Origin of the sequence: Vibrio nomapromontoriensis (genome assembly GCF_050337205.1) — a bacterium.
Lineage (GTDB): Bacteria > Pseudomonadota > Gammaproteobacteria > Enterobacterales > Vibrionaceae > Vibrio > Vibrio nomapromontoriensis.
Genome location: NZ_JAKJSS010000020.1, coordinates 34127 through 45995, shown reverse-complemented (window position 1 = coordinate 45995; position 11869 = coordinate 34127). Strand labels below are relative to the sequence as shown.

The 11869-nt window shown below is 46.3% G+C and carries 9 protein-coding genes; all 9 read left to right on the top strand.

All coding sequences use genetic code 11. The features are described 5' to 3' along the window. The first annotated feature begins 44 nt into the window (after positions 1 to 44). The 9 genes from L4D05_RS21745 to L4D05_RS21705 all read left to right on the top strand — a co-directional run bounded on the left by L4D05_RS21745 (position 45) and on the right by L4D05_RS21705 (position 11848). Positions 45 to 965, top strand: a complete 921-nt coding sequence (locus tag L4D05_RS21745; protein ID WP_428795269.1) for a DUF72 domain-containing protein — start codon at positions 45 to 47, stop codon at positions 963 to 965. 144 nt (positions 966 to 1109) lie between these two features. After that, positions 1110 to 1838, top strand: a complete 729-nt coding sequence (cmoA, locus tag L4D05_RS21740) for a carboxy-S-adenosyl-L-methionine synthase CmoA (protein WP_428795268.1) — start codon at positions 1110 to 1112, stop codon at positions 1836 to 1838. 20 nt (positions 1839 to 1858) lie between these two features. Then, a complete protein-coding gene (gene cmoB / locus L4D05_RS21735) occupies positions 1859 to 2836 on the top strand; it encodes a tRNA 5-methoxyuridine(34)/uridine 5-oxyacetic acid(34) synthase CmoB (RefSeq protein ID WP_428795267.1) in 978 nt (325 codons plus the stop codon). Between the two features lie 149 nt (positions 2837 to 2985). Further along, positions 2986 to 3720, top strand: coding sequence for an ATP-dependent zinc protease family protein (locus L4D05_RS21730; protein WP_428753706.1), 735 nt, complete (start codon positions 2986 to 2988; stop codon positions 3718 to 3720). A gap of 54 nt (positions 3721 to 3774) precedes the next feature. After that, on the top strand, positions 3775 to 5280 hold the full coding sequence (locus L4D05_RS21725; RefSeq protein WP_428795266.1) for an inactive transglutaminase family protein: 1506 nt from the start codon (positions 3775 to 3777) through the stop codon (positions 5278 to 5280). Positions 5281 to 5283: 3 nt separating this feature from the next. Further along, a complete protein-coding gene (locus L4D05_RS21720) occupies positions 5284 to 6255 on the top strand; it encodes an alpha-L-glutamate ligase-like protein (RefSeq protein ID WP_265675077.1) in 972 nt (323 codons plus the stop codon). Positions 6256 to 6844: 589 nt separating this feature from the next. Beyond that, entirely contained in the window at positions 6845 to 7963 is a 1119-nt protein-coding gene (locus L4D05_RS21715; RefSeq protein ID WP_428795265.1) for an efflux RND transporter periplasmic adaptor subunit, read from the top strand. Between the two features lie 5 nt (positions 7964 to 7968). Continuing rightward, positions 7969 to 11115 (top strand): efflux RND transporter permease subunit, encoded by a 3147-nt coding sequence (locus L4D05_RS21710; protein WP_428795264.1) that lies wholly within the window; start codon positions 7969 to 7971, stop codon positions 11113 to 11115. Between the two features lie 247 nt (positions 11116 to 11362). Continuing rightward, on the top strand, positions 11363 to 11848 hold the full coding sequence (locus L4D05_RS21705) for a VOC family protein (protein ID WP_428753698.1): 486 nt from the start codon (positions 11363 to 11365) through the stop codon (positions 11846 to 11848). Positions 11849 to 11869: the final 21 nt, after the last annotated feature.

Here is an 11869-nt window from a genome sequence, read left to right as displayed (position 1 = left end):
AGTTAAACGGACAAAATATCAACAAAAGCGTAGTAGAAGGTAATATGAGTGAGCTAAGTTTACGGTTGGGCCTGACAATGTGGTCACATAATGATTGGCTTCATTCGTTTTATGGCTCTGGCACGAAATCAAGCCAAAGGCTTGAGCGCTATGCGTCGGTATTCCATACCGTAGAAGGTAACACGACATTCTACGCTACCCCAAGCGACAACACGGTTAATAATTGGGATAAAGCGACACCAGATCACTTTCGCTTTACGTTTAAACTGCCAAAATCCATTACCCACGAGCAACAGCTAAGACATTGCCAAGCGCTACTCCATGATTTTTTAACCACGATGTCACCACTAAGAGAAAAGCTGGGCATGCTAACCATTCAGCTCCCACGCCGCTTTGGCCCTAACGATCTCCCGGCCCTGCAATCATTTTGCCAGCATTTCCCTAACGATATGCCGTTAGGCGTGGAGGTTCGCCACCCTGCCTTTTTTCAAAAAGGCCCGCATGAGAAAGCGCTTAACCAATGGCTACTTGAACATGGCATTGATCGAATCATCATGGATAGCCGCCCGGTATTTGCCGCTAAACCCGACTCACCAGCGGTGATAGACGCTCACAGTAATAAGCCCAAAGTGCCAGTTCATGCCATTTCTACGGGGCAACACCCCATGATTCGGTTTATTGGTCATCCAGAGCTTGAAGCAAACAATCCATTTTTCAAACCCTGGCTGAACAAGCTGCCAGAATGGATTGCCCAAGGCAAACAGCCCTATCTCATGATTCACACTCCCGATAATCAGTACGCACCAGAATTGGCGCTGCAATTATATACGCAGTTACAACGGCATGTAGGGCAAGTACCTGGTATCAATCAAGTATCTGGTATCAATCAACCGATATCTCTGCCCTCTTTAGCATCCTTTCCCCCTAGCGCCGATGAACATCAGATTACGATGTTTAAGTACTAGCAATGACCTTTTATCGATAAGAGCTACCGGCTGACATCGCCTGTAGCAACGGTGAATAAAGAATGGCTTCATATAATGACAAGTACACTTGAATAGCGTAAAATGCGCGCCTTTTTATTACGTCTACAGAATGAGAGAGACGACATGGAAAACAAAGATACGATATTCTCTGCCCCTATCGCGAAAATCGGCGACTTTACGTTTGATGAAAGGGTGGCTGAAGTCTTCCCAGACATGATTCAACGTTCCGTACCGGGCTACAGCAATATCATTTCCGCTATAGGCATGCTGGCGGAGCGTTTTGCCAAACCTCATTCTGTTGTCTACGACCTTGGCTGTTCTCTTGGCGCCGCTACCCTGTCTATGCGTCGCCATATCCAGCAAGAAGGCTGCAAAATTATTGCCGTCGACAACTCTTCTGCAATGGTTGAGCGCTGTAAGTTACACATTAACGCCTATCGGTCTGATACCCCCGTCGATGTCATTGAAGCCGATATCCGTAATATTGAGATTAACAACGCATCGGTTGTTGTACTCAACTTTACCTTGCAGTTTTTATCGCCAGAAGACAGACAAACCCTGCTAGAAAAGATTTACGCTGGCTTGCGCCCGGGTGGCATTCTGATTTTGTCAGAAAAGTACATCTTCGAAGATGACACCGCGCATGAGTTATTAATCGACCTTCACCATGATTTCAAACGAGCGAACGGTTATAGCGAACTTGAAATCAGCCAAAAGCGAAGTGCTATTGAAAACGTGATGCGCCCAGATTCTATCGCCACGCATAAGCAACGCTTCAATGACATTGGTTTTAGTAGCTCTGAAGTCTGGTTCCAGTGTTTCAATTTTGGTTCTATGTTCGCCATCAAATAAGTCAATATATCGAGAGTCACATGTTTAACTTTGCAAATTTTTATCAACTCATTGCCCAAGACACGCGTTTACAACCTTGGCTAACGGTGCTCCCTCAACAATTGACGGACTGGCAAAATGCACAGCATGGCGATTTCGACCGCTGGCTACGAGCTTTGGCGAAAATCCAAGCGGGTACTCCGGATAACATTGACCTAAAAACTAGCGTCACACTTTCCAATTCAGATGCACTGCCAATAGGTGAAATGAAGAAGCTAGAAAGCCTACTTCGTACATTCCACCCTTGGCGCAAAGGTCCTTATACTGTCCATGATATCCACATTGACACTGAGTGGCGTTCAGATTGGAAATGGGATCGTGTGTTACCGCATATAACACCGCTCAAAGACCGCTCCGTTTTGGATGTTGGCTGTGGTAATGGCTACCATATGTGGCGCATGCTGGGAGAAGGTGCACGCCTTTGTGTGGGTATCGATCCATCGCACCTGTTTTTGGTCCAATTTGAAGCCATTCGTAAGCTTATGGGCGATGACCAGCGAGCGCACTTATTGCCGCTAGGAATTGAGCAACTACCAGAGCTTGAAGCCTTTGATACCGTATTTAGCATGGGTGTGCTCTACCACCGTCGCTCTCCACTTGACCACCTGATCCAACTCAAAAACCAGTTGGTTCCCGGTGGCGAATTAATTCTAGAGACTCTGGTGATTGATGGCGATGAAAACGCCGTACTTGTACCGTTTGACCGCTATGCACAAATGCGCAACGTTTACTTCTTCCCATCTGCGCCTGCGCTAAAAGTTTGGTTAGAAAAAGTAGGCTTTGAGAATGTACGCATTGTGGATGAGAACGTGACGTCAGTCGGCGAACAACGCACTACCGAGTGGATGACACATAACTCTTTACCTGATTATCTGGACCCCAACGATCCAACAAAGACGATTGAAGGCTACCCAGCACCAAGAAGAGCGATCCTCGTCGCTGACAATCCAAGCAACTAAATTCACTTGGCTTCTCATTTCTTATGATATTTACCAAAGGCTTATAAGTCTGACGCAGCTCTGACAATAGGGAGTATCGCACTCCCTATTCGATGCGTTAAAATCCGCCTCAATTCATTCCAATTTACCACAACTGTTTAGGATTTAAGATGTACAAACGCTTGGTACCGCTTGTCGCCATCACTCTTCTCGCTGGCTGCGCTTCTGTAAACCACCAAGAACTTCACCAAAGTACCTTAAATGCGATCAAGAACTCCGAACAACACCTTGATAATCGCCTTACGAATTTGGATCTGCAACTAAGTAATCAAAGCGACTATATTGATAGCCTTGAATCTGAAATTATTGCACTAACTAAACGCATTGATACGCTGCAAAACAACCAAGACTCAGCCGTAGAAAAATTGGCAGAGCCGAAAAAACAAACCGCCCCAACTCGCAACCTTAGCCCATCAAAGCCTGTCGTATTAGGTTCGGTTGAAAAAGTCGATCTTGATATTTTAAATCGCCGATTCGATGCTCGCGTTGATACAGGCGCAGTCACCTCGTCTCTTAATGCTATCGACATTCAAGTATTTGAGCGTGATGGCAAACAGTGGGTAAAATTCCATCTACTCGATGACAAAGCGAAGAAACAAGATAAACGTTGGATTGAAGCACCCGTTATTCGCTATGTGAAAATTCGCCAATCAACAAATGAAAAGGCGGAGCGTCGCGCGGTCATCGAATTGTGGATCCGTGTTGGAAATATCCATGAAAAAGCGCAATTTACACTGGCAGATCGCTCGCAAATGACCCACCCTATATTACTAGGAAGAGAATTCATCAAAGATATTGCTTTAGTTGACGTTAGTCAGCAATATATACTTTCTTCTAACGAATGAATCTCTTTTGAATAACACTCTCAGGGAAAGTAAATTACAATAATAAGGTTGTTTATGACTTCACGTATTCCATTTTTTCTATCAGTTGGTGTACTGATTGCAATAGGTATCGCGCTTAGTGTCCTTCGACATGAAACCTACGGTGTACCTTGGACCCCAGGCGAAGCTCGTCAAGTTTGGGACATTGAATCCCGAGTCGAATTTAACGCGACCGGCCAACCCGCTAAAGTCTCTTTAGCTGCGCCATACACGCAAGAAGGCTTTACACTCATTAGTGAGTCAGCCTCTTCTCCGGGCTACGGCATCTCTTACGTTGAAACAGACGCAGGTCGACGAGCAGAATGGTCTATTCGTGAAGCTCATGGACCGCAAACTATCTACTACAAAACTCAATTCCTTGTCGATGACCAAGCCGTCGCGAACTCAGAACCTCCATCAGGTGACATTGTTGTCCCAACGTTTGATGGGCCTGAAGAAGCGGCCGCAACCGCTCTTATTGAAAGAGCGACCAGCCGTTCATCAGACAATATCACGTTTACCCGTGAGCTCATCAAAACCCTCAACGACGTTGATAGTCAAAACTCTGCGCTCATCCTTAATACGATGAACAAAACTCAAGCAGCGGCAAAACTGTTAGCGTATGCTGAGATTCCAAGCAAAGTCGTTGGTGTCATTGAACTGGAAGATGGTCGCCGTAGACAGTCTATCCAACAAATGATTCAAGTCTGGGATGGCGCTAAGTGGCAAATTTTCGCACCAGAAGCCAATGAAGGCGAGAAAAAGAAAAACCTTCTAGTCTGGGATGAATCTAACGTTTCATTACTCGATGTCGTTGGCGGCAAAGACAGTAAAGTACACTTTACGATGATTGCTCAAGAAGTCAGTGCTCAAGAAGCCACCGACAGTAAGGTCGATTCTGACAACCTACTTAACTTCTCGATTCACAGCCTACCGCTGGAAGAGCAAGCGATGTTTAAGACCATCATGCTTATCCCGATTGGTGCGCTTATCGTGGTTTTGTTGCGAGTCTTGGTTGGCTTGAAAACATCAGGCACCTTTATGCCGGTATTGATTGCGGTGGCGTTTGTACAAACACAACTGGTCACGGGTATTGTCGGTTTCTTGCTTATTGTTGGTACTGGCTTGGTGATTCGAAGCTACCTGTCCAAACTTAACTTGCTGCTCGTTGCCCGAATATCAGCGGTGATCATCACCGTTATATTGATTATCTCCGTCTTTACTGTAGTCGCCTTTAAAATCGGCCTTACCGAAGGGCTTTCCATTACCTTCTTCCCTATGATTATCCTTTCTTGGACCATCGAGCGTATGTCTATTTTGTGGGAAGAAGAAGGTGTTAAAGAGGTTGTGCTACAAGGTGGCGGCTCTCTGCTAACGGCAGTGATGGTTTATGTTGCGATGACCAATCCATACGTTCAGCATCTCACGTTCAACTTTATCGGGCTGCAACTGGTTATCCTTGGCACCATTCTTTTAGTCGGTACTTACACTGGTTACCGTCTAACAGAGCTACGTCGATTCAAACCTCTGACGGAGGACTAATCTATGTTGAATAAGATTACCAGTCCGTTCAAGCTACGCGAACGTGGCATTATGGGAATGAACAAGCGCAATCATAGCTACATTAGTAAGTACAATGATCGCTCTAAGTATCCGCTGGTTGATGACAAGCTGCAAACGAAGATTATCGCTGAAAAAGCAGGCGCAACAACGCCTGCCCTTATCGGCGTCATTCGTAGCCAAGCTGAAGTTAAAAAAGTTCACAAGATGGTGAAAGACTGGCCTGGCTTTGTGATTAAGCCCGCTCAAGGTAGTGGTGGTAAAGGCATATTGGTCGTCACTGAGCACAAAGATGGTGTTTACACTAAACCCTCTGGTGCAACGATTAACGAAGTCGATGTAGAGCGCCACATCAGTAACGCTCTTGCTGGTTTGTTCTCTCTTGGTGGCAAGAACGACGTAGCCGTGGTTGAAAACCTTATCAAATTTGATGACTGTTTTGACGGCTTCAGTTATGAGGGTGTGCCTGATGTACGAATCATTGTATTCCAAGGCTACCCCGTTATGGCCATGATGCGACTCTCTACCTCAATGTCTGACGGTAAAGCCAACCTGCACCAAGGCGCGGTAGGTGTAGGCATTGACATCGCAACCGGTAAAGCGGTTCGTGCGGTGCAATATGACCAACCCGTGACATTGCATCCTGATACCGGTAAAGAACTGGCAACATTGGTGGTGCCTCACTGGAAGCGTTTGCTGACTCTTGCCTCTAGTGCGTATGAAATGACAACGCTTGGTTACATGGGTACCGACATGGTTCTTGACCGTGAAGAAGGTCCGATGGTACTCGAGCTTAACGCACGTCCTGGCTTAGCCATTCAGATTGCTAACGGATGTGGTTTACTCCCTCGCCTACAGCATATTGAATCACTTGGGACACCAAACCCGTTTGACTACCCAACACCGGAAGAACGTGTTGAGTATGCGGCAAAAATGTTTGGCCACCATAACGAGTAGCCTGTAAAACAGAATAAAAACGGTGGGTTTATGCCCACCGTTTTTTTGATAAAAGTACTGGCAAGCCGATTACATCACATCATATTTGCGCTAGTTCTCACTTTTCTATTTTGTTCCCTCTAGATTTATTAAAAAGTCACACAATAAATAAATCAATTAATATCAATCACTTACCACAAACACATCAAAAATACCAAACCATTTAGCATTCAACCTACCAATAACAAGCTATCCATAGCCTATCCAACCACCCAGCAGCAGCCCATAAAAACAATCACTTAGCATGTTAACAACCCTCATACCATGCAAGCAAACCCTTAACACCACACTAAAAGCCTGATCTATAGGTAAATTTATATTTGTATTATTTCACTGCGCCTTCGACTCCCCGCCCTTTATATTTGCCGCGCCTAATAATGAGTACCCAACCTTTACTGACCCTGATTGTTAGTACCTGAGTGCTAGCACCTGAGTATTAACGCGCTCGCAACTCGTCGTTAATCACGACCCCAACATTATTAGGCCTACATATATGAAGTGATCGCGATTGCTTTAACTACTCTTTGGATTTTGTGGCTTGGAGACTTAAATGACCAAATCCGTTCTATATACAGCCTTAACACTTTCGTTAGCTCTTCTCTTTGGCTGTGATACTGACAACACAACTACCGCTTCCATTTCCCCTGTCAGCGTTAATACGATCGCCGTATCACAAAGTGATATTTTTCCTGTTACTGAATACGTAGGTCGAACTCGCGCCCCTGAAGATGTGCAGATTCGGCCACTCGTCTCCGGACGTCTTATTCACAAAGCCGTGTCTGAAGGCGCGGATGTAGAAAAAGGCGAGCTATTGTATGAGCTCGATCCACAGCCATTTCAGGTTAGATTAAACGCCGCTAAAGCCGAGCGAGCAAAAACTCAGGCACAACTCGCCCAAGCCAAGCGTACCCTGAAAAGAGCGGCTAAGCTGCATGATGATGGTTCATTAAGCCCACTAGAATTCGAAGAAATTCAACTTGAGCACACCACCGCAGTGGCAAGTCATGAAATTGCGAATTCTGAATTTGATAAAGCCCAGCTCGAGCTCGACTGGACAAAAATCACTAGCCCAATTAAGGGCCGCGTGAGTAACTCTGAATACAGCTTAGGTGACATCGTCACACCTGAAGGACAACCGCTAACTACCGTGGTCAAACTCGACACCACTTGGGTCAATATTTCGGTCAATGAAACCTCTGGTTTAGCCGAGTTTCAAAAAGCCATGATCTTGAATCAAAGCCATGCCAGCGACTTTGATGTCAATCTAAAATTAGCTAACGGTATTCGCTACCCTCACGCTGGCCAAGTGGGTTTTGTTGATAATCGCGTCGACGTAGAGACTGGTACCATCACCGTTCGTCTAAACTTCCCTAACCCCCAGCTCCTTTTACTACCGGGACAATATGTCACCGTTGAAGTGGTGGATGACTCCATCGCTTCATTATCGGTACCAACGAAAGCCGTTCAATATGATCAAGGCGGCCACTTTGTCTATGCTGTCGATGCCAACGCCACCGTGCAAAAAAAATACTTTAAGTGGTATCAGCAATTAAGCGATGTCTTTTTGGTTGAGTCAGGTCTAACGCAGGGTGAGCATATCGTTGTTGATGGGCTACAAAAGGTCAAACCGGGAACCATCGTGGATACAGCTATGACGGAAGAAGGATAACTCAAATGGTTGAATTTTTTATCCGTCGTCCCAAGTTTTCCATCGTACTGAGTATCTTGATGACCATCATCGGTCTGGTTGCGCTACTTAATGCTCCTGTCGAACAATACCCCAACGTGGCGCCACCTGAGATTGAAGTAACCACTGAATTTACCGGTGCAAATGCCGAAGTGTTACGTGATACCGTTGCAACCGAAATAGAGAAAGAGGTCAACGGTGTCGAAGGCATGATTTACATGAAATCTAAATCAGCTGGCGACGGCAACTACTTGCTAACAGTGGCCTTTGAAGTCGGCTTTGATGCTGACAAGGCGCAAATATTAGTACAAAACCGAGTCAACCGCGCAATGGCGAAATTACCTGAAGAAGTGAAACGTTCAGGTGTCAAAGTTGAAAAGACCGCGTCTAACATTATGATGGCCGTTTTGGTGCACTCGCCAGATCAAAGCCAAGACGGGCTATTTCTCAACAACTACGCCAACATGAACATTAAAGACGAGCTCGCACGGGTGGCTGGCGTTTCAAAGGTACGTAATATCGGCGACATGGAATACGCGATGCGTATTTGGCTTGACCCGCTCAAAATGGCAAGCCTTGGCATTGTGCCTGAAGATGTGGCTGCCGCCATTGGCGAGCAGAATGTCATCCGCCCTGCTGGTATGGTGGGTGCTGCGCCCTACGCTGAGCAATCTTCACCGTTTCAAATGGTGGTGCGGACTGAAGGACGGTTAAGTAACGCCGAGCAGTTTGACGACATCGTGATTAAATCTGACAAGCAAGGCAAATTAGTTCGCATTTCGGACGTGGGCAAGGTGGAGCTAGGTTCTCAACAGTACATCGTCAAAGCGATGTATGACCAATCAGATGCTGCGTTACTTGCTATTTACCAAGCCCCTGGCGCCAACGCGTTGGATATATCCTCTGGTATTTATGACAAAATGGAAGAGCTCAAGTCGCGCTTTCCGCAAGGTATTGACTACTCAATTCCATACAACCAGACCGAGTTCGTTAAAGTCTCTATCGCTGAGGTGTTTGAAACCCTCGTTATTGCCGTTTTGCTCGTAACAGCAGTAACGTACGTTTTCCTTCAAGATTGGCGCACCACCATCATTCCGGTGATTGCGATCCCTGTCTCTGTCATCGCCACTTTTGCCGCTATGCAAGTGATGGGGATGTCGATGAACATGCTGACATTGCTTGGTCTCGTATTGTCGATCGGCGCGGTTGTCGATGCGGCAATTATTGTGGTTGAGAACGTTGAGCGTTTAATGGCAGAAGAGCATCTTTCACCAATGGATGCCACACTAAAAGCCATGCGAGAAGTAACCGCTCCTATTCTTGCCTCTGCCTTAGTGCTGTTTGCGGTTTTTGGTCCCGTCACCATGATGCCTGGACTGACAGGTCAGCTATATCAGCAATTTGGTATTACGCTGTCAGTATCCATCGCAATTTCAACCATCAATGCCTTAACCCTTACGCCAGCCCTTGCCGCAATTTTAATGCGCCCCGGCGGCCCTAAGCCCGGTAAATGGTTGCAAGCGTTCAACCGAGGATTAGAAAAGGCCACAACAGGACTTGGTGTAACGGTTTCAGTGATGATCAGACGCTTGGCACTAAGCATGGTGTGTTTTGGTGTGATGATTGCAGCGATCGTAATGATGGGTTATCAAATGCCAAGTGGCTTCTTGCCAGATGAAGATTCCGGCAGCTTTTTCATTAACGTTGAATTGCCGCAAGCGGCTTCACTTGCTCGCACGGAGCAGATCACCCGCGATGCGATTGACATCGTGTTATCAGAAGACGGGGTATCTAGCGTCGTCTCTGCACCTGGATTTAGTTTGCTCGGCAATGCCGCAGCCTCTAACTCTGCGATGATGATTGTTAATCTCGACCATTGGCAACAGCGTAAAGACGCGACCCTTCACATGAAAGCGATCATGGATCGCGTTCAGAGCAAACTTGATTCAATTAAACATGCTGAAATCATAAGCTTTTTCTCTCCCGCCATACCCGCCTTAGGAATGAACTCTGGGTTTGAGATGCGTCTTGAAGATACCATGGGACGCTCGTCGCAATCTCTCGCGCAAGTTGGCGACAATTTGATGCAACAAGCGATGGCGCACCCAGCGATTGACTTGGCTTACACCATGTTTCGCGCCAACACACCACAGATAGAAGTGAAGCTCAATAGAGACAAAATCAAAGCCACCAATGTGAGCCTCGAGTCAGTCTACATGACGCTGCAAACCTACCTTGGCGGGCTTTACGTTAACGACTTCACAGAGTTTGGTCGAAACTATAAAGTATTTTTGCAGTCAGAAGCAGAAAGCCGCGCCAACAGCAGCGACATTTCAAGTTTTTACGTACGCTCACTCGATGGAAAGATGGTGCCTCTTAGCTCACTGATCACCGTGAATAACACATTAGGTCCAGAAGCCGTTGAGCGCTTTAACCTATATAGCTCACTGATGATCAATGGTGTCGCAGCTCCGGGATACAGCTCAGGAGAAGCGGTCGCAGCCATGGCAAAAATCGCCGATGAAAGCTTACCTGCAGGCTACAAATACGATTGGTCAGGGTTAACCTACCAAGAGCAAAAAGCAGGCAATGCCGCACCGATTATGTTCGCCATGGCTATGTTGTTTACCTTTTTGTTCCTTGTGGCGCAGTACGAATCTTGGGTTACACCACTGGCGATTATTATGTGTGTCCCAACCGCTATTTTCGGCGCCCTGCTCCACACTTGGCTAATGGATGGCGATATTAATATCTATACGCAAGTGGGCTTGGTATTGATGGTCGGAATGGCAAGTCGTAATGCCATACTCATTGTCGAATTTGCCAAAGAGTTACGTGAAGCCAAAGGGCTGTCAATTGTCGACGCTGCAATCGCGGCAACAAAATTGCGCTTTAGAGCCGTCTTAATGACCGCCTTCTCCTTTATCCTAGGTGTCATTCCGTTAGTCATTGCCACAGGTGCTGGCGACGGTGCCCGACGCGCAGTAGGTTACAGTACCTTTGGTGGCATGCTCGCCGCAACCGTACTGGGTTGTTTAATCGTGCCGGTTATCTGGGTGATGCTACAACGCCTAAGGGAGCGCCACGGCAAAGTGGCACGCCCTATTGCTGGCCACTCCGCCCACGAGTCCTAAAACGTCGCTATACTAGCCATTTCAAAATAGAGAGTGAGTCACCACTCACTCTCTATTTTTGCCTTTCACTCCCTCTCACCTCTCCCTTATTCTCATCGCCGTCATTACCAGCACATCACTCGAAGTCAAACTTAAATATAACAAAATATTATCATATAAATAATTTATGATAATTTCATATAATCAGCCTCACCACCTATACTCCCCCTCATCGAAACAAGCAACGAATACAAATTTGGAGCAAACTATGAAAATGAATCACGTCGGAATTATGGTAGGCGATATGGATACAGCGGTTGAGTTTTATACTAAAGCGCTAGGTCTAAACATTGTTATGGGCAATACTAAGGTTGAAGAAGAACGCGAAACGGCGATTGGTAGAATGTGTATCGCAGTATTTGGTGAAGGCTTTAAAGGGTTCAATATCGCCCACTTAGTCACATCCGATGGGATTGGTGTTGAACTATTTGAGATGAAAGAGCGTCAAGCGCGTCACGAAGTCGACTTTACTCGCATCGGCATTTTCCATTTTTGTCTTCAAACGGACGACTTCCAAGGCGTAATTGAACGCACTGAACAATTTGGCGGGAAAGTACGTATGGACATTATGCGCTACCACCCAGAAGACGACAGCAAACAAGCCAAAATGGTCTACCTAGAAGACCCGTTTGGCAACTTGTTTGAGCTCTATTCACATACCTACGAAGAGACGTACGCGTCTGACTACGAGTAGCATTTCGGCTGAGTTTTCATA